25 protein-coding genes and 5 pseudogenes are annotated in these 26,232 nt (G+C 61.1%); 18 read left to right on the top strand and 12 right to left on the bottom strand.

What is annotated here, in order from left to right; translation table 11 throughout:
- Positions 1–14: 14 nt before the first annotated feature.
- From A7X77_RS22610 to A7X77_RS22600, 3 genes are all read left to right on the top strand, one after another.
- A complete protein-coding gene (locus tag A7X77_RS22610; protein ID WP_064685070.1) occupies positions 15–1,031 on the top strand; it encodes a TRAP transporter substrate-binding protein in 1,017 nt (338 codons plus the stop codon).
- Between the two features lie 64 nt (positions 1,032–1,095).
- The gene (locus A7X77_RS22605) at positions 1,096–1,956 is read left to right on the top strand and encodes a shikimate dehydrogenase (protein ID WP_064685069.1); all 861 of its coding nucleotides are present in this window, start codon (positions 1,096–1,098) and stop codon (positions 1,954–1,956) included.
- Between the two features lie 22 nt (positions 1,957–1,978).
- Positions 1,979–3,868, top strand: coding sequence for a bifunctional sugar phosphate isomerase/epimerase/4-hydroxyphenylpyruvate dioxygenase family protein (locus A7X77_RS22600; RefSeq protein WP_064685068.1), 1,890 nt, complete (start codon positions 1,979–1,981; stop codon positions 3,866–3,868).
- Positions 3,869–3,981: 113 nt separating this feature from the next.
- Here A7X77_RS22600 and A7X77_RS22595 read toward each other — a convergent pair whose 3' ends face one another.
- The 7 genes from A7X77_RS22595 to otsB all read right to left on the bottom strand — a co-directional run bounded on the left by A7X77_RS22595 (position 3,982) and on the right by otsB (position 10,864).
- Positions 3,982–4,746 carry an SDR family NAD(P)-dependent oxidoreductase gene (locus A7X77_RS22595; RefSeq protein WP_064685067.1) on the bottom strand — a complete coding sequence of 255 codons (765 nt, stop codon included), beginning with the start codon at positions 4,744–4,746 and terminating at the stop codon, positions 3,982–3,984.
- Between the two features lie 42 nt (positions 4,747–4,788).
- A complete protein-coding gene (locus A7X77_RS22590) occupies positions 4,789–5,517 on the bottom strand; it encodes an SDR family oxidoreductase (RefSeq protein ID WP_064685066.1) in 729 nt (242 codons plus the stop codon).
- Positions 5,518–5,542: 25 nt separating this feature from the next.
- Positions 5,543–6,802 carry a sugar ABC transporter permease gene (locus A7X77_RS22585; RefSeq protein ID WP_064685065.1) on the bottom strand — a complete coding sequence of 420 codons (1,260 nt, stop codon included), beginning with the start codon at positions 6,800–6,802 and terminating at the stop codon, positions 5,543–5,545.
- The gene (locus A7X77_RS22580; RefSeq protein ID WP_064685064.1) at positions 6,799–7,620 is read right to left on the bottom strand and encodes an ATP-binding cassette domain-containing protein; all 822 of its coding nucleotides are present in this window, start codon (positions 7,618–7,620) and stop codon (positions 6,799–6,801) included. Before A7X77_RS22580 ends, A7X77_RS22585 begins: the two co-directional genes overlap by 4 nt.
- Positions 7,621–7,692: 72 nt before the next feature.
- Complete coding sequence (locus tag A7X77_RS22575) at positions 7,693–8,766, bottom strand: ABC transporter substrate-binding protein (protein WP_197486881.1); 1,074 nt, start codon at positions 8,764–8,766, stop codon at positions 7,693–7,695.
- A gap of 231 nt (positions 8,767–8,997) precedes the next feature.
- The gene (locus tag A7X77_RS22570; RefSeq protein ID WP_064685063.1) at positions 8,998–9,882 is read right to left on the bottom strand and encodes a helix-turn-helix domain-containing protein; all 885 of its coding nucleotides are present in this window, start codon (positions 9,880–9,882) and stop codon (positions 8,998–9,000) included.
- A 202-nt stretch (positions 9,883–10,084) separates the two neighbouring features.
- A complete protein-coding gene (gene otsB / locus A7X77_RS22565) occupies positions 10,085–10,864 on the bottom strand; it encodes a trehalose-phosphatase (RefSeq protein ID WP_197486882.1) in 780 nt (259 codons plus the stop codon).
- 121 nt (positions 10,865–10,985) lie between these two features.
- Between otsB and A7X77_RS22560 the strand changes: the two genes are divergently transcribed.
- The 5 genes from A7X77_RS22560 to repC all read left to right on the top strand — a co-directional run bounded on the left by A7X77_RS22560 (position 10,986) and on the right by repC (position 16,650).
- Entirely contained in the window at positions 10,986–12,059 is a 1,074-nt protein-coding gene (locus A7X77_RS22560; protein ID WP_064685061.1) for a hypothetical protein, read from the top strand.
- A gap of 431 nt (positions 12,060–12,490) precedes the next feature.
- A complete protein-coding gene (locus A7X77_RS33590) occupies positions 12,491–12,667 on the top strand; it encodes a hypothetical protein (protein ID WP_197486880.1) in 177 nt (58 codons plus the stop codon).
- Positions 12,668–12,942: 275 nt separating this feature from the next.
- Positions 12,943–14,160: a plasmid partitioning protein RepA gene (gene repA, locus A7X77_RS22555; protein WP_064685060.1), complete on the top strand. Its 1,218-nt coding sequence runs from the start codon at positions 12,943–12,945 to the stop codon at positions 14,158–14,160.
- Positions 14,157–15,146 carry a plasmid partitioning protein RepB gene (repB, locus tag A7X77_RS22550; protein ID WP_064685059.1) on the top strand — a complete coding sequence of 330 codons (990 nt, stop codon included), beginning with the start codon at positions 14,157–14,159 and terminating at the stop codon, positions 15,144–15,146. Before repA ends, repB begins: the two co-directional genes overlap by 4 nt.
- 199 nt (positions 15,147–15,345) lie before the next feature.
- On the top strand, positions 15,346–16,650 hold the full coding sequence (gene repC, locus A7X77_RS22545) for a plasmid replication protein RepC (protein ID WP_064685058.1): 1,305 nt from the start codon (positions 15,346–15,348) through the stop codon (positions 16,648–16,650).
- A 42-nt stretch (positions 16,651–16,692) separates the two neighbouring features.
- On the opposite strand, the pseudogene A7X77_RS32575 reads toward repC, so the two are convergent.
- Together A7X77_RS32575 and A7X77_RS22540 are read right to left on the bottom strand one after the other, a co-directional pair.
- A pseudogene (locus tag A7X77_RS32575) lies at positions 16,693–17,013 on the bottom strand (type II toxin-antitoxin system RelE/ParE family toxin); the annotation flags it as partial.
- A pseudogene (locus A7X77_RS22540) lies at positions 17,013–17,293 on the bottom strand (type II toxin-antitoxin system Phd/YefM family antitoxin). The pseudogenes A7X77_RS22540 and A7X77_RS32575, both read right to left, overlap by 1 nt.
- Positions 17,294–17,479: 186 nt before the next feature.
- On the opposite strand from A7X77_RS22540, the gene msuE reads away from it, so the two are divergent.
- The 5 genes and pseudogenes from msuE to A7X77_RS32570 form a co-directional block, all read left to right on the top strand.
- Positions 17,480–18,040 (top strand): FMN reductase, encoded by a 561-nt coding sequence (gene msuE / locus A7X77_RS22535; RefSeq protein ID WP_064685057.1) that lies wholly within the window; start codon positions 17,480–17,482, stop codon positions 18,038–18,040.
- A 34-nt stretch (positions 18,041–18,074) separates the two neighbouring features.
- Positions 18,075–18,263 (top strand): hypothetical protein, encoded by a 189-nt coding sequence (locus A7X77_RS22530; RefSeq protein ID WP_064685056.1) that lies wholly within the window; start codon positions 18,075–18,077, stop codon positions 18,261–18,263.
- 12 nt (positions 18,264–18,275) lie between these two features.
- Positions 18,276–18,440 carry a hypothetical protein gene (locus tag A7X77_RS33585; protein ID WP_197486879.1) on the top strand — a complete coding sequence of 55 codons (165 nt, stop codon included), beginning with the start codon at positions 18,276–18,278 and terminating at the stop codon, positions 18,438–18,440.
- 161 nt (positions 18,441–18,601) lie between these two features.
- A complete protein-coding gene (locus A7X77_RS22525; RefSeq protein WP_064685055.1) occupies positions 18,602–19,183 on the top strand; it encodes an RBBP9/YdeN family alpha/beta hydrolase in 582 nt (193 codons plus the stop codon).
- A gap of 11 nt (positions 19,184–19,194) precedes the next feature.
- A pseudogene (locus A7X77_RS32570) lies at positions 19,195–19,495 on the top strand (hypothetical protein); the annotation flags it as partial.
- A 13-nt stretch (positions 19,496–19,508) separates the two neighbouring features.
- Here the strand turns inward: A7X77_RS32570 and A7X77_RS22520 are convergent.
- From A7X77_RS22520 to tauA, 3 genes and pseudogenes are all read right to left on the bottom strand, one after another.
- Entirely contained in the window at positions 19,509–20,363 is an 855-nt protein-coding gene (locus A7X77_RS22520; protein WP_064685054.1) for an ABC transporter permease subunit, read from the bottom strand.
- A pseudogene (locus tag A7X77_RS22515) lies at positions 20,360–21,149 on the bottom strand (taurine ABC transporter ATP-binding protein). The gene A7X77_RS22520 and the pseudogene A7X77_RS22515 overlap by 4 nt, the downstream one beginning before the upstream one ends.
- A 57-nt stretch (positions 21,150–21,206) precedes the next feature.
- Positions 21,207–22,220 (bottom strand): taurine ABC transporter substrate-binding protein, encoded by a 1,014-nt coding sequence (tauA, locus tag A7X77_RS22510; RefSeq protein ID WP_064685053.1) that lies wholly within the window; start codon positions 22,218–22,220, stop codon positions 21,207–21,209.
- Positions 22,221–22,420: 200 nt separating this feature from the next.
- Between tauA and A7X77_RS22505 the strand changes: the two are divergent.
- The 5 genes and pseudogenes from A7X77_RS22505 (at position 22,421) to A7X77_RS22490 (ending at position 26,225) form a co-directional block, all read left to right on the top strand.
- A pseudogene (locus A7X77_RS22505) lies at positions 22,421–23,789 on the top strand (FAD/NAD(P)-binding protein).
- Positions 23,790–23,934: 145 nt separating this feature from the next.
- Positions 23,935–24,630 (top strand): GntR family transcriptional regulator, encoded by a 696-nt coding sequence (locus A7X77_RS22500; RefSeq protein WP_064685052.1) that lies wholly within the window; start codon positions 23,935–23,937, stop codon positions 24,628–24,630.
- Between the two features lie 187 nt (positions 24,631–24,817).
- Positions 24,818–25,042 carry an NUDIX domain-containing protein gene (locus A7X77_RS34305; RefSeq protein ID WP_348626304.1) on the top strand — a complete coding sequence of 75 codons (225 nt, stop codon included), beginning with the start codon at positions 24,818–24,820 and terminating at the stop codon, positions 25,040–25,042.
- Between the two features lie 5 nt (positions 25,043–25,047).
- A complete protein-coding gene (locus A7X77_RS34300) occupies positions 25,048–25,236 on the top strand; it encodes a hypothetical protein (RefSeq protein ID WP_348626303.1) in 189 nt (62 codons plus the stop codon).
- 386 nt (positions 25,237–25,622) lie between these two features.
- Entirely contained in the window at positions 25,623–26,225 is a 603-nt protein-coding gene (locus tag A7X77_RS22490) for an amino acid synthesis family protein (RefSeq protein WP_064685051.1), read from the top strand.
- Positions 26,226–26,232 lie beyond the last annotated feature (7 nt).

The raw sequence follows: 26,232 nt of genomic DNA, 5'->3' as shown, positions 1-26,232 counted from the left end.
CCTGGGAGGAAAACATGCTGAATAGATTGACGAAACTGGCGCTGGGACTGGCTCTGCCCATTGCCCTCTTGGCAAGCGGCCCAGCAATGGCCGAAATCCGCGAACACAGCCTCAAATTCGCTGCCGCCAACAATAAGGGCCATCCCCAGGTCATGGGCATGGAGAAGTTCGCCGAGCTGGTGAAGGAAAAGAGCGGCGGCAAGATCGAGGTCAAGCTGTTTCCGGGCGGCGTGCTCGGCGGCGACGTCCAGACGGTGTCGGCGCTGCAGGGCGGCGTCATCGAGATGACCGTGCTCAACGCCGGCATTCTCGCAAGCAACGTCAAGCAGTTCGGCGCCGTCGACCTGCCATTCCTCTTCAACAGCGGCGAAGAGGCGGACAAGGTGATGGACGGCGCGTTCGGCACCAGCCTGATGAAGCTTCTGCCCGATACAGGCCTCGTCGGTCTCGCCTATTGGGAGCTCGGCTTCCGCAACCTCACCAACAACCGTCATGCGGTCAGCAAGCTCGAAGACATCAAGGGCCTGAAGATCCGCACCATACAGTCGCCGATCCCGATCGAACTCTTCAATAGCCTTGGCGCCAATGCAGTCCCGCTGCCCTATACCGAGCTTTATACCGCGCTCGAAACCGGCACCGTCGACGGCCAGGAAAACCCGGCCGCCAACATCATCAACGCCAAGTTCTTCGAGGTGCAGAAGTACATGACGGTGACCCGTCACCAGTACAATCCGCAGATCGTGCTCATCAGCAAGAAGTTCTGGGACGGTTTGAATGATGAGGAAAGGGCAGTCTTCCAGTCGGCCGCGACGGAAGCCCGCGACTATCAGCGCAAGGTTTCCAGGGAGCTGGATGCCAAGGCTATCGAGGAAATCAAGAAGACCGGCATGGAAGTCGCCGAACTCAGCCCCGAAGAGACGCAGAAGCTGCGCGATGCGGTCAAGCCATTGGTCGACAAGTTCGCGGCTCAGATCGGCGCCGATACCGTCACGCAGCTCTTCAAGGAGCTCGAGACGGTTCGTGGCAAGTAAGCAGATCAGGCCCGCGGGCGACCCCGCGGGCCTTTCCCATCACGAGCAAGACAGGAACTGGCGCATGGCCGAGACACTCCTGAACCCGTTGAAGGCCGGGCTGATCGGCTCCGGCATCCAGGCCTCGCTGACGCCTGCCATGCATATGAAGGAAGGTGCGGCGCAGGGGCTGGACTACGATTATGAGCTGATCGATCTCGCCAAGCTGAATGCCTCGCCGGCCGATCTTCCGCGTTTGATCGGCGATGCCGAAGCGCGCGGACTGGCCGGTCTCAATATCACTCATCCCTGTAAGCAGCTCGTCATTCCCCTGCTCGAGGAGTTGTCGCCCGAGGCCCGGGCGCTCGGCGCCGTCAACACCGTCGTCCTGAAGGACGGCCGGCGCTTTGGCCACAACACCGATTGGTGGGGCTTTGCCGAGAGTTTTCGGAAAGGGCTGCCGCAGGCAGACCTTTCCGCCGCCGTGCAGCTTGGCGCCGGCGGGGCGGGTGTGGCGACCGCCTATGCGATCCTGATGCTCGGCCTTAAGCGGCTGACCGTCTTCGATCGTGAACACGAGCGCGCCCTCGACCTAGCCGAAACGATGTCGGCCCTCTTTCCCGGTGCATCGGTCACCGCCGGAAAGGACCTTGCCGCCGCGATGAAGGGTGCATCCGGACTAATCCATGCGACGCCGACGGGCATGGCCAAGTATCCCGGCGTGCCGCTTCCGCCCGAACTCCTCGAACCAGGGCATTGGGTCGCTGAGATCGTCTATTTTCCCTTGGAAACCGAGCTTCTGCGGCAGGCGAGGCAGCGGGGCTGCAGGACGCTCGACGGCGGCGGCATGGCGGTCTTCCAGGCCGTCGGCGCCTTTCGACTGATCACCGGCAGGGAACCCGATGCCGGCCGTATGCTCGCGCATTTCAAGACGATGACGACTTAACGCGTATCGGAAGGACTCTGCGATGAAGACATCGATAGCGACCGTCTCGCTGAGCGGCGACCTCCTCGACAAGCTGGAGGCAATCGCCAAAGCCGGCTTCGACGGGGTGGAAATCTTCGAGAATGATTTCCTGATCTTCGACGAGAGCCCGAAGGAGGTCGGCCGCATGGTGCGCGATCTCGGCATGGAGATCACGCTGTTCCAGCCGTTCCGCGATTTCGAAGGCATGCCGGAGCCGCTGCGCAGCCGCACCTTCGACCGGGCCGAACGCAAATTCGACCTCATGCAGGAGATGGGCACCGATCTGGTACTGGTCTGTTCGAACGTCTCGCCGGCCGCACTCGGCGGTCACGACCGGGCGGCGGCGGATTTTCATGAACTCGGCGAGCGCGCCGCCAGGCGCGGCCTGCGCGTCGGCTACGAGGCGCTTGCCTGGGGCCGTCACATCCACGATCACCGCGATGCCTGGGAGATCGTCCGGCGGGCCGATCATCCGAATATCGGCCTGATCCTCGACAGTTTTCATACGCTGTCGCGCAAGATCGACGTCAACTCGATCCGCTCGATCCCGAAGGAGAAGATCTTCATCATCCAGCTCGCCGATGCGCCGCTGATCGACATGGATCTGCTCTACTGGAGCCGGCACTTCCGCAACATGCCCGGCGAAGGCGACCTGCCGGTGCTCGACTTCATGAAGGCCGTCGCCGCCACAGGTTATGACGGCTATCTGTCGCTGGAGATCTTCAATGACCAGTTCCGCGGCGGATCTGCCAGTGCCATTGCCGTCGACGGCCGCCGCTCGCTGATCTATCTCGGCGATCAGGTCAAGCGCCAGCAGCCGGAGAGCGCCCTGCCGGTGCCGGCCATGCCGCCGCGCGCCAAGGTCGAAGGCATCGCCTTCATCGAGTTCACCGCCGACGTGGACGAGGCGGCGGCGCTCGAGGCGCTGTTTGCAAGCCTCGGCTTCCGCAAGGCAGCCAGACACAAGAGCAAGCGCGTGACGGTCTTCCGACAGGGCGCGATCAATCTCGTCATCAACACCGAGCAGAAAGGCTTTGCCAGCGCCTCTTATGCCGTGCACGGCACCTCGGCCTATGCTGCAGGCCTGATGGTTGATGATGCCAAGGCGGCGTTGCAGCGCGCCGTCGCACTTGGCGCAGAACGCTTCGAGCAGTCGCTCGATGCCGGCGAGATCGAGATGCCGGCCGTGCGCGGCGTCGGCGGCGGCGTCCTCTATTTCCTCGATCGCAAGACCGAGCTTTCCCGCATCTGGGAGATCGAATTCGATGCGATCGAAGACCAAGCCGCTCCGCAGCCGGCCGGGTTGCAATCGATCGACCATATGGCGCAGACCATGAAATACGAGGAGCTTTTGACCTGGCTGCTGTTCTATACCTCACTCGTCGAGGCCGAGAAGACGCCAATGGTCGATATCGTCGATCCCTCCGGCATCGTCCGCAGCCAGGTGGTGGAGAATGCGGAAGGATCCTTGCGCATCACCATGAACGGGGCGGAAAACCGCAACACGCTGGCCGGCCGCTTCATTGCTGAAACCTTCGGCTCCGGCATCCAGCATCTCGCCTTCAGGACTGACGACATCTTCGCGACCGCCGCCGCCCTTGCCGCCAACGGCTTCGTGCCGCTTGCGATCTCGCCGAACTATTATGACGACCTCGAAGCCCGCTTCGGCCTCGAGGCCGAATTCGCCGATCGCCTCAAGGCCAACAACATCCTCTATGATCGCGACGAGGCCGGCGAGTATTTCCAGCTCTACAGCCCGACCTATGGCGAGGGTCTGTTCTTCGAGCTCGTCGAACGGCGCGGTTACCGCGGCTATGGCGCCGCCAACGCCATCTTCAGGATTGCCGCACTGAGGAAACATTTGCGGCCGCCGGGACTGCCCCGCGCCTGAAACGCGCCGTCAGGCCGAGGTTCTCAGCATAAGAGCGCCGCCGGAAAGACTGATAGAGCAAGGCGACTCAGCATTGACGCAGAGGGACCCCTCCCCGAGACCATCGTCGACGTTTATCGCGTGGTGTAACCGCCATCGATCACCAGCACTTCGCCGGTGACATAGCTTGCCGCCGCCGAGCAGAGAAACAGGGCGGCGCCGGCCACCTCTTCCGGCTGCCCGACGCGTCCCATCGGGGTCATGCTGCGCCAGGTCGGGAACCAGTCGGGATTGTCTATGCCGCCGCGTGACAGATCGGTCTCGATGTAGCCGGGGGCGATGGCGTTGACGCGGATGTTCTCGGCGGCGACTTCGCTCGCTAGGCTCTTGGTCATCATATGGACCGCCGCCTTCGAGCTGTTGTAGGCGACCTGGTTCTGCGGAATGTTGGAAACGATGCCCGAGATCGAGCCGATATTGAGGATGGCGCCGCGGCCCTGGCGCCGCATGGGAGCGAGTGCGGCGCGGCAGGCGCGGAAGACGGAGTCGACATTGACGGTCATGATCTCGCGCCAGATGGCATCGGGGAATTCACCGCTGTCGCCATGAATGGCAATGCCGGCATTGTTGACGAGGATGTCGAGCCGGCCGGTCCGTGAGAGCGTCTCGGTGACGAGCGCGTCGGCGGCATCGGCTTTCATCAGGTCGGCGGCGATGAAATCGCAATCGACGCCGGCCTTGGCGAGCCGGTCTTCCGCCGCCTCATTGCAGGCCCTTCCCGCAATGAGGACCTTGGCGCCCGCCTCGCCGAGCGCTTCGGCGATTGCAAGCCCGATGCCGCGCGTGCCGCCGGTCACAAGCGCCACCTGTCCATCCAGTCGAAACCTATCGAAGATCATGTCCGTTTCCTTCTATGATTGCGAGAGGCCGGCACACCCTCGTCAGATATCCGTGCTCTGCGGCAGAATGACGAGATCGCGGATCGTGATGTTGCGTGGCCGCGTCAGCATGAAAAGCACCGCTTCGGCCACTTCTTTCGCCTCCATCAGGCCGCCGGCGGCGAGCGCCTCATCGAGCTTCTCCTGCGGCCAGTCGCTGAGAAGCGCGGTGACGACGGGGCCCGGGGCGATGGCGCCGACACGCAGGCCGTGTTTGGCCACCTGCCGCCTCAGCGTATGGACGAAGGCCTGGACTGCATGTTTCGAGGCCGTATAGATCGGCTCCCAGACGACGGGGACCATGCCGGCGACGGAACTCGTCAGTATGATATCCCCGGTCTTGCGCTCGACCATATGCGGCAGCACGGCGTGCACCGATCGGAAGGCAGCATTGACGTTCAGATTGAGCATGCGGTCCCAGGCGTCGGGGTCGCCGGTCAGCACTTCGCCGCCGATATAGGAGCCGGCATTGGCGTGAAAAATATCCAGCTGGCCTGCCTTCGCCAGAATCTCAGGCATCATCCGCGCCACGCTTTTCGGGTCCGTGAGATCGATGATCTGGGGAATGGCATCGGCACCGAGCGCCGAGCAGATTTTCTTCAATGCTTCTTCGTTTCGGTCGACGAGCACGACTCGGGCGCCGGCGGCAAGCAAGGTCTTGGCGCATTCCAAGCCGATACCCGATGCGGCTCCGGTGACGGCCGCGACCTTTCCAGACAGATCCTGTCCCATTTTCTTCCTCTGTTTCTTGAGTGTTTTAGGCCCGGCCGTGCGAGATGCGGGATCGGCGTGCCAGCGAGTCGACGATGACGGCGACGGCAAGGACGGCGCCGGTGATCATGTACCGAAGCGACGACGACAGATCGAGAAGCGTCAGCCCGCTGGCGATCGACTGGATGACGATTATACCGAGAAGGGCCGAATAAGCGCTGCCGCGCCCGCCGAACAGGCTCGTGCCGCCGATCACCGCCGCGGCGATGGCGTTGAGATTGACATCGCCGGTGCCGGCCTGCTGGCTCGCGGTCGCCAGCCGTGCTGCGGAGAGCACACCGCCAGTCGCGGCAAGCAGCGCGCAGGCGACGAAGGCGCTCGCATAGATACGTGATACGTTAATGCCGGAGCGGCGGGCGGCCTCCCTGTTGCCGCCGACGGCATGCATGGAGCGGCCCCATTTGGTGCGCGTCAACGCATAGTTCATGGCTGCGACAAGGCCGACGAAGAGGCCGAACATCCACGGAATGCCGCGCGATTGGTTGAGATAGAATGCGACTGCTTCCAGGGCGATCGTGATGACGACGGCGCGCAGAAACAGTCCGCCGGTCGATTTCGATGACAAGCCTGCTGTCCGGCGGCGCGCCGATGTGCGGTAGCTCGCAAGGAAGAAGGTAATGCCGGCAAGCGCCACCAGCAGATAGGCGACCGGGTCCGGCATGACCATGATCTGCCCGAAATTGACGAGCCAGGAACCGTAGGGGAGATTGATCGAGCCGGTCGCTCCGAGGATATAAAGCTGCAGGCCGAGAACCGCGAGCAGGCCCGACAGGGTGGAGACGAAGCTCGGCATGCCGAACCGGTTGAACAGGAAGGCGTAGAGCGAGCCGATCAGGGCGCCGATCACCATGGCGGCGAGGACTGCGAGCACCACCGGCCAGCCCTGATTGACCCAGAAAACGCCGACCAGTGCCGAGGCGAAGCCGCTGACCGAGCCGACGGAAAGATCGATCTCACCCACCATCAGGATGCAGACGATACCGAGCGAGATGACGCCGACCGTCGAGCAGTCAAACAGCATGTTGACGAGATTGGCGCTGGAGAGAAACACCGGATTGAGCGCCTGGAACACCGTCCAGATGATCGCCAGGCCGACAATGACAGGCAGCGAGCCGAGGTCGCCGGAGCGGATGCGATCCCCAAAGGCGCGGATCGAGCCGGCGAGGCTGTCGTCATGGAGCACCCTTTCGTCACGTCGGTCGAGGAGCTGAGGTGCTGTCGGTTCGTTCGGAATCGTCTTCATCATGGCCTGCCCTCCTCGTTTTGCTGGCCTTGCGCCCGGCGGCGCATGGCGCGGCGCGAGACGGAATTGTTAGATGCGCCGGTAATCGCGCTGACGAGCGCCTCGTTGGAAGCATCGGGCATGAAGGTGCCGTTGTTGCGCCCGAGCCGAAGGACGACGATGCGGTCGGCGACGGCACGCACATCCTCCATATTGTGGCTGATCATGATGACGGCGAGGCCGCGTTCACGCACGCGCTCGATCAGGTCCAGCACTTCGGCGGTTTGGGCAACACCGAGCGCCGCCGTCGGTTCGTCGAGCATGATCAGTTTCGGCTCGAGCAGCAGCGACCGGGCAATCGCCACGGTCTGGCGCTGACCACCGGAAAGCGAGGCGACAGGCTCGCGCACGCTGGGGATTCGGGCCGAAAGCTCGTTTAAGAGCTTCCAGGCGCGGATCTCCATAGCGACCTCGTCGAGCTGGAAGGGGTTGAGCTCCTTGCCGAGGAAAATATTGGCGACGACGTCGAGATTTTCGCAAAGCGCCAGATCCTGAAACACGGTTGCGATGCCAAGGTCGAGGGCAGCACTCGGGCTCGACAGGTCTGCCTGTTTGCCCTCGAACAGGATCGTGCCCGAGCTCGGCTGGTGCACGCCGGCCAGGATCTTCACCAGCGTCGATTTGCCGGCGCCGTTGTCGCCGACGAGCGCCACGACCTCGCCGGCATGCACGTCGAGTTCGATATCGGTGAGCGCCGACACCGCCCCGAAGTTCTTCGAGATTCCGCGCAGGCTGAGAACGGGCTGGCGGGAGCCGCCAAGAATATGAGAGGTGTCGGACATCGCCTGGCCTTTCAGAAGAAGCGAAAACCGGAAGCGCGGCCGGCGATCCGGCCGCGCTTTCCCTTGGCTCGATTACTTGGTGATGCCGAGCTTCTTGCAGCCGTCGGCATAACGGCCGGTGCACAGCTCCTCGGCCGTGTTGATCTTCTTGTCGATGATCTCGGCCTTGAGGTTTTCGGCGGTGACGACAGCTGGCACGAAGAGCTGTGCCGGCGTGTCGTAAAGCGTCATCTCCGCCTTGATCGTCTCTCCTGCCAGGAGCTTGACGGCGACGTTGGCCGCGGCCGCTGCGACGATTTCGCTCGGCTTGGAGATCGTGTTGTACTGATCCCCCGATATGATCAGCTGCAACGCGGCGATCGTCGCGTCATTGCCGGTCACCGGCGGCACGGGATCGACACCGGCGGCCTTGAAGGCGGCGATGGCGCCACCGCCGGTACCGTCATTGGCGGCGACGACGCCGACGATCTGTTTGCCGAAGCGGGTGATCTGGCCGGCCGCCCATTGCTGCGCATTCGCCGGCTGCCAGTTCGGCGTGTCGAATTCGGCTAGCGTCTTGTAGCCGCCGCTGGCGAGACCCTCGTGAATGCCGTCCTTGATCAGCCCGGCGGCCGCATCGGTCGGTGAACCATTGATCTGCAGAATGCCGCCGCCGTCGGTCGGCACGTTCTTCGCCTTCAGATGCCGGACGAGCGATTCCGCGATCGCCTTGCCGATCGCCTTGTTGTCAAAGGAGACGTAGAAATCGGCCTTGCCCTTCGGGATCGGACGGTCATAGGCGATGACCTTGACGCCCTGGCTCTGGGCGAGCTGGACCAGAGATGCGGCGGCTGCCGAATCCACCGGATCGAGCACGATGACCTTGGCGCCCTGGGTGATGGCCGAATTGAATTGCTGCTGCTGTTTGGCGATATCGGCATCGGCATTCTGATAGATGACCTTGCATGAGGCGCAGAGCTTTTTCATCTCCGCGACGAAGCCCGGATGGTCATGCTCTTCGTAACGGGTCGAGCCCTGGTCAGGCATAAGGAATGCGACCGTCGCATCCGCAACGGCGCTTTGCGCGAAGGCGGAAGCACTGCCGAGCAATGACAGGACAAGTGTTGCCGCGCCTGCCGCTTTTGTCGAGAACTTCATCATTTCCATATCCTCCCATTGGAAAACTTGTGTAGTTTCGTCGTTGCGGTGTTCTCTGAACGAGCCGCCTCGCCTGTCCCGGCGGTTTAGTTTTCTGAGGACAAGCGTCTACTCTCGCGAACCGCTCATTGCGTGTTCGCGCTCAAACCAGTGTCAGTTTTGTCCCTCCTCCCGTCCTCCCTATCGCCTTCTTCGGCGGATGGTTGCTTCCTTACCCGGAACCGTGCTCGTCCGGCGCCCTTACGCCGCCTTGACCACGTTGATATTGTCGCCCAGCAATCGTCGGAAGCGGGAGGGCGTCATGCCCTTTTCCGCGAGGAACTGGCGGTTGAAATTGGATAGATTGTTGAAACCGACCTCGAAGCAGATATCGGTGATCGATGCGTGATCGTCGCTCATCAGGATCTGACAGGCGAGGTTGATGCGCAGGCGTTTCACATATTGCACGAGCGACATGCCGGTGTGGCGGCGAAAGGCGCGCGAAAAGGCGCCGGTGGACTGTCCGGCAATCCCGGCAAGATCGGCTTCGTCGAAGGATTTGGTCAGGTTCTCCCTGATATAGGCGAGTGCCTTGTTGATGCCGGCCGACATGTAGCCGGATGGATCGGGTAGATAGCTTGGGCTGGCGAGAATCTGGGCATCCTGCGCCCGGCTGAGCAGGCCGACGATCATCATGAAGAGCTCGATGCGACGCACGCCTTGCGCCTGCTGCACCTCGTTCATCAGCGGCGCGACCTGCCGGCTGGTCTCGGCGCCGAAGAGCACGCCGCGGCGGGACGCTTCGAGGACCGGCTCGAAGGGGCCGAGTTCGGCCAGCACCTTCATCGTATCGCTGATGAAATTTTCGCTGAACTGAATAAGCTGGCATCGAAGCGGAATGCTCGATCCCTTGGGGACGTCGCTGATCCAGTTGTGGGGAAGATTGGGGCCGGCAAGCACGAGATTGCCCGGTTCGAACTCCCCGATGAAATCACCGACGAAATATCGACCGGTCGTCGCCACGACGAGATGCAACTCGTATTCCGGATGAAAATGCCAGCGAACCGTATGATAAGGATAACCGTGGGCCTTCGTTGCGAAAGATTCGCCCGGCCGGATCTGAACGACTTCCAAGTCAGGTTCCATCGTTTCCTCCTCCGAGGACGGGTTCCAAGCCCACCCGCCAAGTTCCCTTTTTGGCTTTATTGTTGAGCGGAGTGTAGTGATCTCGTTTCGCGCCTGCCACCACGATTCACGGTCAAATCCGATACTTTTTTGATGGTTGACCCCGCGCAGGCGGTGCAAAAGACGACGGCAATCCGGATCGGAGATCGCCCAAAGACCTATGTCAGGCCGCCAGGGCAGCGATGACGTTCCTGACCAGCGCAGCCGAAGACAGCCGGCTCGTGGCGCAGCTCGGAGCGCCGATCGCCCCGACGCGTACGGAAACGCCGCCGCGGGCATTGGCGATCGCAAACATCGACTCGTCGGTCAGATCATCGCCGATGGTGATCGGGCAGCGGTCCTTGAACGGGTCGGACTGAAAAAACCGCTCCAGGGCATCACCCTTGCTTGAGCGTGCCGGCCGCAGCTCGAAGACCATCTTGCCGAGCTGCAGCGCCCAGTTCGGCCCGGCGAGCTTGGCATAGTGATGCATGCGCTCTTCGAGCACTTTTTCATATTCGGGCGCGAGCCGGTAATGGGCGGCAACGGCGGCACCCTTGTCCTCGATCAGCACTCCTGGATAGTGCTCAGCTTCGGCGGTCAGGGCATGTTTCAGAGCCTGAAACTCGGGTGTCGCCTCAAGCGTGTGCATTCCAGCGGCACTTCTGATCTCGGCGCCATGCAGGCCCGCTGTCGGAAATGCAAAGGGTTTAAACAGTGCGTCCGCATAGGCAAGCGATCGTCCGGTCACCAGCGCCAGGGCGCCGCCAAGCTTGTTCGACAGGCGGTGAAGCTGTCCGGGAAGAGCCTCCGGGACTTCGATCGCATCCGGCGTGGGCGCGAGATTGAGCAGCGTTCCGTCGATGTCGAGAAACATTGCCCAGCGCTCCGGCTCGTCCAAAACCAATGAAAGCATTTCCTGTGTGGCGGTGTCGTCCTGCACGGCATTCTCCAATCCTGCAATCATTGAAGCTAGGTCGCGGGCCGGCAACGACAAGATGACTCGGCAGTCGGGAACATCCAGAGGCAAGTCGGCGTTTTATCTGGCCGCCCGTCCAAGCACTCCCACCGTAAAAGGTACATTGATGGCCAAAAGCAGGTCCAAGCATAGCGAGGAGGTCAATGCGCCATTGGCGCATGGTGCGACTATTCTGCCGCTGGTGACCATCGACGACTACAACAACGAACTGCGCGACAAGAACGGTTTCGTCGGCGACAACGCCAACAAGGAAACCTTTCAGCAGAAGCTCGAGGATTGGAGAAAACATGTCCGCAAGTTCGGAGACGATCCGATCGGCAAGGTTGCAACAGCAAAGCTTTCCAAGAAAAAGATCGAGGCTCTGCTGAAGGGAGACGATATGGAGGCCGCCGCACTGGTCATGGGTGCGGTGGAGGATTTCGCGCAGGCCTTTGCCGATGTGATCGGAAAATTTCTGAAGGACAAGCGTTGGGGCAAGACCGAGCGCATTGTGGTCGGCGGCGGCTTCAGGCAAAGCCGCTTCGGGGAGCTGACGATCGCCAGGACCATGGTTCTTCTCAAGGCGGCGGGCATCAATATCGAGGTCGTGCCGATCGTCCACCATCCGGACGAGGCGGGACTGATCGGCTCCGTGCATCTCATGCCGCCCTGGATGTTCAAAGGCTACGAGGCGATGCTGGCCGTCGATATCGGCGGCACCAACGTCCGCGCCGGCGTCGTCGAATTCGGAAAGGAAAAAGGGCCGGATTTTGCCGATGCGCGCGTCTGGGAATCGGTCATCTGGCGACATGCCAACGATGAGCCGAGCCGCAGTGCGACGATAGAGAAGCTGGCGGCGATGTTGCAGGGTCTGATCGACAAGGCAGAAAAAGCCAATCTGAAACCGGCGCCGATTATCGGGATCGGCTGTCCCGGCATCATCAAGGCCGACGGCTCGATCGAACGCGGTGGGCAGAACCTGCCGGGCGGGAATTGGGAAAGCGACAGCTTCAATCTCCCCGCCGCGCTCATAAAGGCCATTCCCGAGATCGGTGACCACAGCACATTCGTGATGATGCACAATGACGCCGTCGTGCAGGGATTGTCGCAAATCTCCTTCATGCACGACGTGTCGAGATGGGCGGTGCTGACAATCGGCACGGGCCTGGGCAATGCTCATTTTACCAATCGCGAGGGATGAAGGCGCGATAGCGGCTGGCCATGTCTCCGAGCTCCAAGGCTGGCGCAGACATGGCAGCAGGCTTATGGTAAATAGTCGGTAAATAAGGAGGAATTTAGCAGACGGAAGTGAAGCCGCTCATAAGTTCCGCTAGAGACGTTTTCGTTTGTAGCAAAATATGCAGATCGGCTGGGCTGGGAGAGCGGCAATCATTCATCTGGTCTATTACCGGCGAGCATATCCAGCGGCACCTGATTCGCCTAGCAGGAGCTTTTATCATCTTTGTCCGGGCAATCCTGCCCCCCATATTGCAGGCGCGCTCCCCCTCCCCTCCCTTTTCCGACTTTGAATCGAAAAGATGGTGATAACGCCGGCGGGCAGTTCTCCACAGGTTCGAAATGCGCTTATCTCTGTGGCTCCTCGCAAGCCCATACGCAGACGAAAGATGGAAGATGAACTTCAAGGGAATAAGCGCACCGCTCAATGCCGGTCGTCTCGAACAAATGCTCGGCCTTGCCCCGTCACGCCGCAATCCCGAAGCCCAAGACGCAAATGACAAGTCCTCCGGCAATGAACCCGTCCGCGGGCTGGAGGCCGAAAGCCTGTACCGTTCGTCTGTTTGTAAGTGAGAAACGGCATCCTCAGTCGGGCGGTCGTGCCGTTGCCGAGCGAGGGAACCAGTCCGCGATGAGCCGGCAATGAGGTTTGGCGGTTCGGCCGGCTTCGGCAGATGCGGTCCCGGCGTCATTGTCAGCTGACAATTTCGCTAAGATTCCGGAATTCCACGTGATTTTTTCGTCGAATCCGGTTTGTTATTGATTGGCTAACCAAGAAATCGCTTGACGGAATCACCAGACTCACGATCATTTGCGCAAAATTACCCGATTTATCAGGATTTGCGTGAATGCCGACCAAGGCCGCGATTGTTGAGAAAGCCAAAAGAGCGAGTCAGGTCTCGATCGACGAGACGATTGCGCAGGACTCGACGATGCTCAGCAGCCAGTTGCAGGTGCTGTTCGAGCGGTTGTTTTCCCCCGATGCCCGTAAATCGCTGCGGCGGTTCAGCAGCACCGAGACGGCCAAACTGCTGGGGGTCACCGACAGCTATGTTCGCCACCTCGCCGCCCAGGTGGAAAGCATCAATCCCGAAAAGACGGCCGCCGGCCGCCGGGTGTTCTCGCTCGAAGAAATTCACGCGATGCGCCAGCATCTCGGGCGCACCAAACCATCCTATCTGCCGATGCGCCGGCCGGGCGACCATCTGCAGGTGATCGCCGTCACGAATTTCAAGGGGGGCTCCGGCAAGACGACGACATCCATCCATCTGGCGCAGTTCCTGGCGCTTCGCGGCTACCGCGTCCTTGCCGTCGACCTCGATCCGCAGGCATCGATGTCGGCGATGCTCGGATATCAGCCGGAATTCGATGTCGGCGAAAACGAGACGCTCTACGGCGCCATCAAGTATGACGAGACACGACGCGACGTCGCCGACATCGTCCGCCAGACCTATTTCCCCGGTCTCGATCTCATCCCCGGCAATCTCGAACTGCACGAGTTCGAACACGATACTCCCAAGGCGCTGGCCGATACCAACCGCGACGACAAGGACATGTTCTTCATGCGGGTCGGCAATGCGCTGCATTCATTGGAGCAGAGCTACGATGTCGTCATCATCGATTGCCCCCCTACCCTCGGCTTCCTGACGCTGTCGGCTCTCTGCGCCGCCACCTCCGTGCTCATCACCGTCCATCCGCAGATGCTCGACGTAGCCTCGATGAACCAGTTCCTGACGATGACCTCCGACCTTCTGTCCGTGGTCAAGCAGGCTGGCGGCAATCTCGATTATGACTGGATGCGCTATTTGATCACTCGTTATGAGGCCAATGACGGACCGCAGGCGCAGATCGTCGCCTTCCTGCGCAGCCTGTTCGGCGAACGTGTACTTACCTCGATGATGGTCAAGTCAACGGCGGTTTCGGATGCAGGCCTGTCCAAGCAGACGATCTACGAGGCCGGACGCGAGACGATGCATCGCCAGACCTATGACCGCGGCGTCGAATCCGTCGACAATGTCAATGCCGAGGTCGAGCAACTCATTCGCAGTGCATGGAGCAGGACATGAGCCCAAAAGGTCGCGATATCCTGAAGAGCATGGTCGGCGCTGTTGAGCCGGCACGGCCGGAGGCGCCGGGAGCGCCGCCGCCGCATCGCCCATCGGGAGCGGTCAAGGCGATGAACCTGTCGCTCGGACGGTTGGGTGAGGAAGCGGCAGCCGCCAAGGCGCTGCGGGAATCGCTGGCCTCCGGCGACAAGGTGCTGGAGATCGATCCGGCTGCCGTCGAGATGTCCTTTATCCGCGACCGCATCCCGGTCGACAAGGACCCGGAGTTCGAGCGGCTGAAGCAATCGATCCAGGAAAGCGGACAGCAGGTTCCGATCCTGGTGCGGCCGGATCCGGTCAAGGCCGGGCATTACCAGGCCGCCTACGGCCATAGGCGGCTGCGCGCAGCGGCGGAGATCGGGGTTCCCGTCAAGGCCGTGGTGCGCAAGTTGACGGATGAAGAACTAATCCTGGCACAGGGTCAGGAAAACGGCCCGCGCGTCGACTTAAGCTTCATCGAACGGGCGCTGTTTGCGCGGCGCATGGATGAACACGGCTTCAGCCGCGACATGATTGCCCAGGCGCTGGCGACGGACAAGCCGGAAACGTCGAGGCTGCTGCAGGTGGCGCAGACAATCGACCCCGAGATCATTCTTGCCATCGGGCCGGCACCCAAAGTGGGGCGTCCGCGCTGGTTGGCCTTTGCCGAGAAATTCAGGGAGGCAGGCGGTCAGAAGAAGGCGCGCGCCGCAATTGGTGCCGCCGCTTTCCAAACGCTGGAGAGCAATAGCCGCTTCGACGCCATCTGGAAGGCGCTTGAGGAAAAGAGCGCACCGCAGCGGGCCGAGCAAACGCTTCGCACCCAAGGCGGCAGGCAACTTGCTTCGGTGACCCGGTCCGGGAAAACCTTTCGCATTACCGTCAAATCGGCGGCGTTTTCAGAATTCCTGGCTCAGCGGTTGGTTGGCCTCGCCGCCGAGTTCGAAGAGGAAAATGAGGGAAAATGAGGCAGTTAGACCGATTGTCAGCTGACAATTCGGATAGGAGATAACGCGCAAAAGAAAAAAGCCCCCGAACGTCACCGTCACGGAAGCTTTCCTCGTAGTCTTGAACACCTCCGAGAATCGCACTTCCGAGAATCGCTGTCAAGAGTTTTTGGCGCCGTTTTGGTGAGCGGATTTCTTTTGCCTCGTCGAGGTGGAAGAGATGGAAACCGGAAGTATAACGACGCCGTTCGGGCGGCGGTCGATGACGTTTGGCATGCTCGCAAGCCAGGTGATGGCGGGTGAAATCAAGCCTGATCAGTCGGTGGACAAATGGAAGCTATTTCGTACGCTGTGCGAAGCAAAGCCATTGCTCGGCATCAGCGATCGGGCGCTTGCCGTGCTCAATGCGCTCCTGAGCTTTTATCCGAAGAACGAGCTGGCTCAGGAAAACGGCCTGATCGTATTCCCGTCGAATATCCAGCTGTCGCTCAGAACGCACGGCATGGCCGAGCAGACCGTGCGGCGGCATCTTGCAGCACTCGTCGAGGCGGGGCTTCTGCTGCGTAAGGACAGCCCTAACGGCAAGCGTTATGTCCGCAGGGACAGGGCAGGGGAGGTCAACGACGCTTTCGGCTTCTCGCTGGCGCCGCTGCTTGCCCGCGCCGAGGAGATCGAACAGTTGGCCGCCGAGGTGATGGCCGAGCGGCTGCATGTTCAGCGTCTGCGCGAACGCATCACGCTTTGCCGCCGCGATATCACCAAGCTGATCGAAGCGGCTGTCGAGGAAGACGTTCAGGGGGATTGGCAGGGCCTGTACCGGGAGTTTCGGGATCTGGTCGAGGGGTTGCCCCGGTCGCCGACGACGGCACAGCTCGAACAATTGCTAGAGGCATTGACGGCGCTCAGGGTGGATATCCTTAACCGGCTGGAAATTCGAGTTAAATCCACAAAACAGCGCGGCAATGCCGATTATATCGAGCGTCACATACAGAATTCAAACCCCGAACCCACCTCTGAATTTGAACCAAGCTTCGAAACGAAGCAGGGCGCGATGCCGGAGCAAGACAATGGGCGAGGGGCCGTGACGCTGGAAGAGGGGAGGGCTGAGATTGCCCATCCGGGCAGGCAGGAGGAGAGGCAAGGTCGTCGACCGGGGTCGCGCGATGATGCCGGCGGGCTGAAATCCTTCCCCCTCGGCCTGGTTCTGCAGGCCTGCCCGGAAATCCTTGCCTACGGGGCGAATGGCGAAATCCGCAACTGGCGCGACTTGATGGCCGCCGCCGTGACCGTTCGATCGATGCTCGGCGTCAGTCCGTCAGCCTACGAGGAGGCCGCAAACGCAATGGGTCCGGAAAATGCCGCGACGGTGATGGCATGCATCCTGGAGCGCGGCGGCCATATCAATTCGGCCGGTGGTTACCTCCGGGACCTGACGCGGCGGAGCGAAAAGGGGGAATTCGCGATCGGCCCGATGCTGATGGCGCTGTTGCGGGCAAATGCGCCGGCCGGCCGAAAAACTGGATAAGGTGCGAGGGTTGGAGACCGCAGCAGCTTGATTGCCGAGCCAGCGGATCAGTCTTCGCTCCAGGAAAGCCTGCATGTCGCGGCGCCCGAATACCACACAGTAGACAATGACGTCGGTGCCGATGATGCGATAGATCAGTCGCCAGGGCTTATGGTGCCGTTCCCGATATTCGGTGAAGCCGATAGCGGCGAGCTCTTTCGGAATATTTCCTCGCGCAGGAAATTCTTCGAGATCGGCGCAGGCACTCTCGATTTCGCTCAGGATGGGCTCAGCGGTCTCGGTGCCGTCGCGGCCCGCGATGAAACGACAGAGATCCTCGATGTCGCGTTCCGCTTCCTCGGCGAAAAGTACACTATAGGGCATCAGGACTGGTTGTCTGGCAGACGCTTGCGGATGCGCGCGAAGGTGTCGGCAGCAGGGCGCAGCTTACCTTCCTCGACTTGCCGGTTGGTGAGCGCCAGCACCTTCAGGAGCGCCAGGGTCTCTTGCGTTTCCTCGTATTGGCGGACGTCCTGCAGAATGGCCTTCGCCTCGCCGTGAAGGGTAATGACGACTGGCTGCGGATTGTCCTTCAGCGTTCGGATGATCTCGGGCGCATGCGCCTTGAGATACAGATCGGCTTGACCTGTTCTGACAGCTTCATGCGGTTGCTCCATTTTGACCACAATATAGATCGTTGAATGGTCGATTGAAAGAAGCCTTTTGAAGTGATGGCGGTCGACCATTTAGACGAATGTTTTTTCAATGGAGCGGCGAAGGAGAGACGCACATTCCTTTAATCCAGTAATTTTATAGACAATATTTGAGGCAACCACAGAGAGGAAGAACCATGTCCGGTTTCAAACTCGTCGGCATTGCCGGCAGCTTCAGCCGCCCATCGAAGACACTGGCCCTTGTCAGGCATGTGGCAGAAAGGGCGAGCTTCAGATACCGCTTTTCGAGCAAGACCTATGATCTGCACGATCTCGGTCCGTCGCTGGGTCACGCCTTGTGGCGTAAGGACCTTGACGATCAGGCCAGGCGCGTCGTCGACGAGATCGTAAGGGCCGATGTGCTGATTATAGGTTCGCCGACTTACAAGGGCTCCTATCCCGGCCTTTTCAAGCACCTCATCGATCTGATCGATCCGCAGGAGCTCCGCGCGAAGCCGATCATCATTACGGCGACCGGCGGCGGCGACCGGCATGCCTTGATGGTCGAGCATCAGCTTCGGCCGCTGTTCGGTTTCTTCATGGCCCATACGCTGCCGACGGCCGTCTATGCGTCCGACCGTGATTTTGCGGATTACGCGGTCTCATCCGATGCGCTTTCGAACCGCATCGGCGAAGTGGTTGGCGAATTGTCGGCCTTCTTTCCAGAGGCAAGACCGGCAGTAGCGGCAGCCGAATAAGGCGCGCCACGCACTTCGTTCTCAGGAGGCAGCGATGGATGATGCAGGCCCGCAGGGATCAAGCGAGCAAATCTGGAGCGTCTTTGAATTTGCTCGCCGATATCGGTTGGCCGAGCGCGAGGAGAACCGCCTGTTCATGCTCTACGGGCCGACTGCATCGCTACGCGATCTTCTCGCCAATGCGCAACGTCATTCGTTCATTCCCCAGTCTGCCGATTCCTGACAGGAGGTTCGCATGAAGCTCGATTTCCATTTCTGGCTGACGTTTGCGATCGCCCGCTTCCGGCGCAACGCGCGGAAGCCTGCAAACGCACCGGTCAACAGCGTCGAGGAGCAGGATCGGTCGGCGCGCGAATACGAGCTCCATTATTGGGGCGCAATGCCCGGACTTTGGTATTGAGGAGGGTGGCGGGTGGCGATTGTCGTTGAGACCAGCCTCCGTCGGCAGGCTGCGAGAAGAGCAACGGGAAGCCTCATGTCGCAGGTCAGGCATGCGGCGGGGATCTGCACGATCGCCGGGTCCTTCACCTTCCTGTTCGCCTTGGTGATCGGATTGATCCGATGAGCGAAGTCCTTGTTCTTCCCGGATTGTTCGGCTCGGGAGAGGGGCATTGGCAACAGCACTGGCTGCAGGATCAGCCGGGTAGCCGTCGCGTCGCCCAGGACGACTGGGATCATCCGGACCTCGACAGCTGGCTACCGCGATTGGAAGGCGCGCTTGAAGAGGCCGGTGAGGCCTATCTGGTCGCCCATAGTCTCGGATGCCTGCTCGCCGCCCGGTTGGCCGGTCGAAGCGCTGCCCGTTGCGTGAAAGGGGCCTTGCTCGTTGCTCCCTGCGATCTGCCGGCCACGGAAATTCTGCATCCCGGACATATCTCGTTCGGCAGCATGCCGACGGCGCCTCTGCCATTTCCGAGCATCGTCGTCGGCAGCATGAACGACGCTTACATGACGATCGATCGGCTGGCCCTGTTTGGCCGCCTGTGGAAGGCCGAGACCAGGAATATCGGCCTTGCCGGCCACATCAATATCGCAAGTGGTTTTGGTCGTTGGCGAACCGGCTACCGGCTGCTGGATGCCTTGAAGGCGCGTGCCGGCGATCGAAGGCGCAATGTTTCTCCGCGGCCGGCTTTTGCGATGTGAACGGAAGCGGAATGTCCGACATTGTCGAGGATCTCCTGCGCCTCAGTGAATATCTGAATGCCTACCCGAGAACCCGGCGCCGGCAAATCATGGGAGCGGTTAGTGCAGACGCTGCCTGCCATGGCCGATGCCGAAATCGGGCCGGAAGAGGCGCGACATCGCCAGTCGATCATCCATCAGACGACGATCATCCGCGACATGACGGACAGGATCGCCGAGGCCGACGATACGACATTTGCGGCGATCGTCCGGCAGGCCGCGATGCTGATCCGCAGCCTGCAGCGGCGCCGGGCAGACGCTGCCAGTTTTACGGCATTAACCCCCGTCAGAGCTTGCCCTTCCACGGCACAAGGTAGGTCTCCAGGAAGCGGATGGCGGCCGAGAAGGTGAAGGCGCAGACCGCGATGATGGCGATGCCGACGAAGACCACATCGGTTGCCAGGAACTGCGATGCCGACATGATCATGAAGCCGATCCCGCGCGTCGAGGCGATCAATTCGGCGGCGACCAGCGTACTCCAGCCGACGCCGAGCGCAATGCGGATGCCGGTGAGGATCTCGGGCAGGGCCGACGGCAGAACGATGTCGATGAAGAGCTGCAGCCGGCTGGCACCCAGCGAACGGGCGGCATTGACGCGCTCGATCGGCAACGAGCGAACGCCCGCCTGCGCCGAAAGGCAGATCGGTGCGAACATCGCCAGCACCAGCAGCGTGATCTTCGACGTCTCCCCAATGCCGAGCCAAATGATCATCAGCGGCAGGTAAGAGAGCGGCGGAAGCGGCCAGTAGAACTCGATCGGCGCATCGAGCACACCTTTAGCCCAGCGGTTCAGGCCCATCAGCAGTCCGAGCGGAATGCCGGCGGAGATGGCGATGAGAGCCGCGACAACGATACGGAACAGACTTGCAGCGACGTGTTCAGAAAGCGATGCACCGGCGTAACCATCGCGATAGATGACGCCGATCTGCGTCAGCACCTCGTCGGGACGCGGCAGGAAAAGGTGCGGGACGATGCCAAGGGCCGCGACGAGCCACCACAGCAGCAGGATTGCCAGGGCGGTGGCAACACTGATGGCCACCGTTGATCTCTCGCCGGCGCCGAAGCCGGCCATTTTCACCAGCTTGACCTGACGATCCTGGACATGGGCCGCAGCCGGCGAGGCCTGTATTACATCGCTCATGCGGCGCTCCTCAAATCTTCGCTGCTGTGGACAATGGCGCGGATCTCTTCGCGCAGCTCGGCAAATTGCGGCGACGCCTTGATCGATCGTGCGTCGCCGGTTTCGGCGAAGCGGCTGATGAAATCGAGATCGAAGCGGGCGACGACGCGCCCCGGCCGAGGCGACATGACGAGCACCTGCGTGCCGAGAAATAGCGCCTCTTCGATCGAATGGGTGATGAAGAAAACCTTCTTCGCCGTCTTGTTCCAGACGGAAACCAGCAGTTCCTGCATCTGTTCGCGTGTCAGGCTGTCGAGCGCGCCGAACGGCTCGTCCATGAGCAGAATATCCGGATTGGTCGCAAGCGCCCGGCCGATGCCGACCCGCTGGCGCATGCCGCCCGATAGCTCGTAAGGAAAGGCATTGGCGAATTCGTCGAGGCCGACGAGCCGGAGCAGTTCGAGCGCGTGCACTTGCCGCTCCTTGCGGTTGACGCCGGCAAATTTCAGGCCGAGTGCAACATTGTCGGCCACCGATTTTCCAGGGCAGCAGCGCATCTTTCTGAAAGACGACGCCGCGATCGGCGCCCGGCCGTTCGACCGCGCGGCCATCGAGCGTGATCCGCCCATCGGACAACGGAAGGAAACCGGCGATCGCGTTGAGAAGCGTGGATTTGCCGCATCCCGAGGCGCCGAGCGCGACGACGAAACCCCGTTCGGGGATATCGAAGGAAACGCGATCGAGCGCATGGACGGTCCGCCCGTCCCGGGCTGCATAGAAAACGCTGGCGTGATCGACTTTGAGCATGGTGCCACTCGCAAGTTCGATGCCGGCGCAATGATGGTCGCGCTGGCATCGGGAGGATCAGTTGCTGACGCTGGTAAGCGCGTCGGCGGTGACGAAGGCGCCATAATTCGCCAGCACGTCGGAGACCTTGCCCTGGTCTTTCAGGAACGATGCCGTGTCCTTGAGGATCTTGCCGGCGCCGGCCTTTTCGCCGCCACCGAGCCAGGCGTCCGATGCCTGCACCTTGGGGGTGAGCAGCGTCAGGTTCTTAAGCGCCGAGGCCTGCTGCTCGGCCGTTCCGCCGAGAAGCTTGGCGAGCGCCTTGGCGTTGTCGCTGTCAGGCCCCCAGGCGGCCTTATCCGATGCGAAGGAGGCGTAGTATTTGTTGATGACAGAGGCGAAGCCCTTCAGGAATTCCGGGTTATCGGTCGCGAACTTCGAGGTGGCGACCCAGGCTGAGAATGTCGGCGCTCCCTTGTCCGCCACCTCCTTGGAGGTCACCAGGACCTTGCCGTTCTTCTTGAGTTCGCTGAGCGCCGGATCCCAGACGAAACCGCCGTCAATATCGCCGCGGTTATAGCTCGCAACGATCTCAGGCTGGGGGATTGCGAAGACCTGGACGTCCTTCTCGGTTAGACCAAGCGACTTGATCAGCGCCAGAAGCTGATAGTGGTCCGTGGAGACAGGCGCGGCGGCAAGCTTCTTGCCCTTCAGATCGTTCAGGCTTTCGATACCCGAGCCGTTGCGGACGACGAGAGCCTCGTCGATGCCGGAGGTGGAGGCGAGGTAGAAGGCCTTGACCTCCAGCCCGCGCGACACCGCAGCCGCAAACGGGCTGGAGCCGACATAGCCGACTTGAACGTCGCCCGACGCAATGGCTGCGAAAATCTCGGCGCCGGAATTTAACCGGCGGAAGTCGATATCGTATCCCGTTTCCTTGGCGAATTCGCCGTTGGCGATTGCCACCGAAGACGGCAAGGCGTCGGTTTGATAGCCGACGACGACCTTCTTGTCCGCCGCCTCAGCCGCGATCACCGCTGCGAGAGTGCCGACGCCGACGGCGATTGCGGCAAGGAAATTTCTGAAATTCATCTTGAGCCCCTTTGTTCGAGAGCCCTCCGGGCCCTTTGATCTCACTTGCCAAAGGGTAAAGGTTGATAAGGGGCTGGCGGGAGGAATAACAAACTATATTTATAGACTACGGGGATAATTGTTTCCGCGATGCTGCCGCTTGAGCCATCCGCGTGGCGGTGAGTGACAAGAAGCGGCGTTCGAGCTTCAGGGAGAATGCCTTGACATATGATGTGATCGTCGTCGGTTCCGGTTTTTCAGCGATCGCTGTGACCTGCAATCTCGTCGAGCTGCTTCCCGCTTCGGCGAAGATTGCGGTCGTCGGCGACGATGCCGGTTTCGGACGCGGGACGGCATATAGGACGGAACTCTACCTCCATCGCCTCAACGTTCCCGCCGGTCGCATGAGCCTGCTGCCCCATCATCCCGACGACTTCGTCGATTGGCTGAAGGCCCATGGACGCCCTATGCAGGCTGGCGATTTCGCCTCGCGCAGCGATTACGGCCTTTATGTCAGGGATACGCTCGCGCGGCTGCTTCGAAAGCGGGATGGCCGTTGCCGGGTCGATTTCATCAAGGCCAAAGCAGCCGGGTGCGTGGAGCGTTACACCAACTCGCTTGCCTTTCACCTCGGCAATGGCGACGAGGTCGCCGGGAAGAATGTGGTGCTTTGCCTCGGCGTCGGAAACGCCGACCTTCCGGTCGAACCGACTGGCGTTCCGTCTTCGCTGCGATCGCGGATCGTCGAGAACCCGTGGCGGCTCTCCTGGCTGAGGCGCGTCGCGCCCTCCGATGCGGTCTGTATTCTCGGCTCCGGCCTGACGATGATCGATCAAGTTCTGGCACTTCGCGCCCATGGCCACAGAGGCAGGATCGACTTGCTTTCGCGACGCGGCCTGGCGCCACTCGGCCATGCGAGGACGCCGCCCGCGCCGCTGCCGATCGACGTTCACACGCTTCCGGCTACGATCAGCGGGCTGTTGAAGATCTTGCGGGTAAAGAGCAGGTCGGTCGCCGACTGGCGGAGCATCATGGACGGCCTGAGGCCGGCCACGCAGGCTCTCTGGCAACGGCTTTCGCAGGAGGAGCGAGCACGGTTCGCGGCATGCGCTTCCTTGGTGGAATATCCACCGTCACCGGGTCGCGCCCGACGTGTTCACAGGGTTCGAGAAACTGGTCTTAGACGGAACCGTTCGCTTCCATGCGGGCTTCCTGAAATCGCTCGAGGCCGAAGATGACAGGCTGGTCGCCGGATACAGGGTCAGAGCCAAGCGCGAGATCGCCGACATCAGGGCGGACTGGCTGGTCAACTGCACGGGTATGGAGCGCGCCGGGATCAGCCATTCGCCGCTTCTGAAGGAAATGAGCCGGTTTCAGCTGATCGTCCCCGATCCTCTCGGCCTCGGCATCCAGGTCAATGCGGCTTCAGAAGTGACGGCTCCGTCCCGGATCTCGCCCGCGCGGCTGTTTGCCGTCGGCGCCTTGACGGCGGGACAATTCTGGGAGATCACCGCCGTCCCCGACATCCGGGTGCAGGCGAAGGCCGTGGCCGAAGAGATCGTCAAAGCGAGGCCCGACTCCGACGCGTAGGCTGACAAACATGGGATCAGCACGGTGCTGTTGAATTGCTGGCCGCCGACAGCTACAGTGTTTGGTAGGCCATAATACGATTCCTGAATTCGGCTGCCGCAGCAAAGCTTGAGCCGGCGAAGTCAATCCAACACTGAGGTACAGCATGAGCGGTGCTCTGAAGGACGCAGCAATCAGGGTCGAGCGTCCTGCGAAGACATTGCGGGAATTGGCGCTCGACAAGGTCCGCGAGGCCATCGTCAACGGCTACTTCCGTCCGGGAGACCGTCTTGTCGAGCGCGACCTCTGCGCCCAGCTCGGCGTCAGCCGGACGGTTGTACGCGAGGTTCTGAGACACCTGGAGTCGGAAGGGTTGGTCGCCAATCTGCCGAATAAGGGACCGATCGTCGCCCAGCTGGATATCGAGGAAGCCAAACAGATCTATGAAATCCGCGGTGCGCTCGAAGGCATGGCGGCGCGGCTGTGCGCTGAGCGCGGCAGCCCCGAGATCGTCGCCGCGCTCGAGGAATCCCTAAGCGCAATCCGCGGCAGCTATCGCGACAACGATATGGCCGGCGTGCTGGCCAATACTTCTTCTTTCTATCAAACACTGTTCACCATGGTCGACCGGCATGTCGCCTGGGGCGTCGTCAATCTGCTCACTGTGCGCATCAACCATCTTCGCTCGATGACGATCAAGACGGAACGGCGCGGTATCGAAGGGCCGCTGCAGATGTCGAAGATCGTCGATGCCATCCGCCGCGGCGACGGCGAGGGGGCCCAGCAGGCGGCGATGGATCATGTCGCAGCGGCGAGTGCCATTGCCGAAGCGGTGCTGTCCGCTCAGAAGCCCGCCGAATAGGTCAGGGCGTCGACCGCTGCGGTCTTCGCAGGAGACGGTCGCAAGGCCATCTTCCGCATCGACATTTGTCGATGCCTGTCCGGTATTCGCGATCACGTCCCGCGGATGAGGCCGGATCCATATCGGTCGGGAGCATAAAGTTGAAACGCGAAATCCCATCAGATCCTTTTCCATTTCTCTGTTCATTTTGAGGCCCCGAGACGATAGTTTCGAGCTCCTACTTTTGCGCCGGACCGGTAGCACCCTTAGTGGCGAATGGTGTCAGATCGCTGGTGGCATCCAGCACGGAGAAAGGGCTTGGCAGACGGCACTTCGGGAAGCAAGGGAGGAGACAGGTCTCGCCCTGAAAGCACTCTATTCCGCGGACATTTGCGAGCAGTTTTATGAGGCGATCGGGATGCAATCACGCTGACGCCGGTGTTTGTCGCCTTTGCACCGACGGATTGCTCAGTACGGCTCAACGACGAACACGATGATTTCCGCTGGCTACCTTTAGATGAGGCGGTCGCCTTGCTGACGTTTGCCGGACAGCGGGCCACACTTGAGCATATCAAGAAAGAGTTTGTTGACCGGCAACCGAACCCGTTGCTGCATATCCAAACCTGACAACGGCTCCCTCTCCGGAACAGGAGCACCTGTCAGTTGCGGTATTTCTGTGCCCTTCAATGTTCAGGGCCACGAGACGAATCCAAACTCCAAGCTTGACACTCAACTTTGCTCGATGTGATGGTATGCCATAATCAATAATATATATGGCGGCATCATATGGACTGGGAAAAGTTTGACCTCCCGATAAATCGCGTCGCCGACGGCGGGCGTCACATCGTCCAGCTCCTGACAACAGGCTGAACGAAGAAACGTTCCGGGCGTTCGCGAGCGTACGCGCCGGATTCGGAGATGCTCGAGCCCGATCTGCGTCTTCGCGGAAACCAACTTGACACTCCAGTATGATGGTATACCATAATATCAGAATTGAGATACGAGGGTGTTCCATGGCCATTCAAATTCGCAAGACGGGACTGCAGATCGAAATGACACTGATCGAAGGCGGCAAGGCTGCGGCGATACCGCTGAAGCTGTTTACCGCCTTCGCGGTCGTGAAGAACCCTTGGGCGGGCCGCGGCTTTGTCGAAGACCTCAAGCCGGAAATCCACGCCGGCGCACCGGTTCTCGGTGAGTTGCTGACCAAGATGATCATCGATGCGGTCGGTTCCGGCGATGCTGTCGAAGCCTATGGCAAGGCCGCCGTCGTCGGTTTGGATGGTGAGATCGAACATGCCTCCGCGCTCATCCACACGCTGCGCTTCGGCAATTTTTATCGTCAGGCTGTCGGCGCCAAGTCCTATCTCGCCTTCTGCAACACCCGCGGTCCCGCCAATGCGCCAATCATGATCCCTTTGATGGACAAGAACGATGAAGGCCGCCGCTCGCACTATCTCACCATCCAGACCTCGATACCCGATGCGCCGGCCGCCGACGAGATTGTCGTGGCTCTTGGCGCTTCGGTGGGCGGACGTCCTCATCACCGCATCGGCGACCGCTACCAGGATCTCAAAGATCTCGGGCAGGACGTCGCAAATCCTGCAGGTGTTTGAGAGGATG

It is taken from the genome of Rhizobium bangladeshense (genome assembly GCF_001662075.1).
GTDB classification, from domain to species: domain Bacteria; phylum Pseudomonadota; class Alphaproteobacteria; order Rhizobiales; family Rhizobiaceae; genus Rhizobium; species Rhizobium bangladeshense_B.
The sequence above is the reverse complement of the archived record's forward strand: the minus strand, read 5'-3'. Positions and strand labels throughout refer to the sequence as shown.

Coding starts and splice junctions, on each gene's coding strand:
- A7X77_RS22610 (WP_064685070.1), top strand. CDS start 15: ATGCTGAATAGATTGACGAAACTGGCGCTGGGACTGGCTCTGCCCATT.
- A7X77_RS22605 (WP_064685069.1), top strand. CDS start 1,096: ATGGCCGAGACACTCCTGAACCCGTTGAAGGCCGGGCTGATCGGCTCC.
- A7X77_RS22600 (WP_064685068.1), top strand. CDS start 1,979: ATGAAGACATCGATAGCGACCGTCTCGCTGAGCGGCGACCTCCTCGAC.
- A7X77_RS22595 (WP_064685067.1), bottom strand. CDS start 4,746: ATGATCTTCGATAGGTTTCGACTGGATGGACAGGTGGCGCTTGTGACC.
- A7X77_RS22590 (WP_064685066.1), bottom strand. CDS start 5,517: ATGGGACAGGATCTGTCTGGAAAGGTCGCGGCCGTCACCGGAGCCGCA.
- A7X77_RS22585 (WP_064685065.1), bottom strand. CDS start 6,802: ATGATGAAGACGATTCCGAACGAACCGACAGCACCTCAGCTCCTCGAC.
- A7X77_RS22580 (WP_064685064.1), bottom strand. CDS start 7,620: ATGTCCGACACCTCTCATATTCTTGGCGGCTCCCGCCAGCCCGTTCTC.
- A7X77_RS22575 (WP_197486881.1), bottom strand. CDS start 8,766: ATGGAAATGATGAAGTTCTCGACAAAAGCGGCAGGCGCGGCAACACTT.
- A7X77_RS22570 (WP_064685063.1), bottom strand. CDS start 9,882: ATGGAACCTGACTTGGAAGTCGTTCAGATCCGGCCGGGCGAATCTTTC.
- A7X77_RS22560 (WP_064685061.1), top strand. CDS start 10,986: ATGGCCAAAAGCAGGTCCAAGCATAGCGAGGAGGTCAATGCGCCATTG.
- A7X77_RS33590 (WP_197486880.1), top strand. CDS start 12,491: ATGAACTTCAAGGGAATAAGCGCACCGCTCAATGCCGGTCGTCTCGAA.
- repA (WP_064685060.1), top strand. CDS start 12,943: ATGCCGACCAAGGCCGCGATTGTTGAGAAAGCCAAAAGAGCGAGTCAG.
- repB (WP_064685059.1), top strand. CDS start 14,157: ATGAGCCCAAAAGGTCGCGATATCCTGAAGAGCATGGTCGGCGCTGTT.
- repC (WP_064685058.1), top strand. CDS start 15,346: ATGGAAACCGGAAGTATAACGACGCCGTTCGGGCGGCGGTCGATGACG.
- msuE (WP_064685057.1), top strand. CDS start 17,480: ATGTCCGGTTTCAAACTCGTCGGCATTGCCGGCAGCTTCAGCCGCCCA.
- A7X77_RS22530 (WP_064685056.1), top strand. CDS start 18,075: ATGGATGATGCAGGCCCGCAGGGATCAAGCGAGCAAATCTGGAGCGTC.
- A7X77_RS33585 (WP_197486879.1), top strand. CDS start 18,276: ATGAAGCTCGATTTCCATTTCTGGCTGACGTTTGCGATCGCCCGCTTC.
- A7X77_RS22525 (WP_064685055.1), top strand. CDS start 18,602: ATGAGCGAAGTCCTTGTTCTTCCCGGATTGTTCGGCTCGGGAGAGGGG.
- A7X77_RS22520 (WP_064685054.1), bottom strand. CDS start 20,363: ATGAGCGATGTAATACAGGCCTCGCCGGCTGCGGCCCATGTCCAGGAT.
- tauA (WP_064685053.1), bottom strand. CDS start 22,220: ATGAATTTCAGAAATTTCCTTGCCGCAATCGCCGTCGGCGTCGGCACT.
- A7X77_RS22500 (WP_064685052.1), top strand. CDS start 23,935: ATGAGCGGTGCTCTGAAGGACGCAGCAATCAGGGTCGAGCGTCCTGCG.
- A7X77_RS22490 (WP_064685051.1), top strand. CDS start 25,623: ATGGCCATTCAAATTCGCAAGACGGGACTGCAGATCGAAATGACACTG.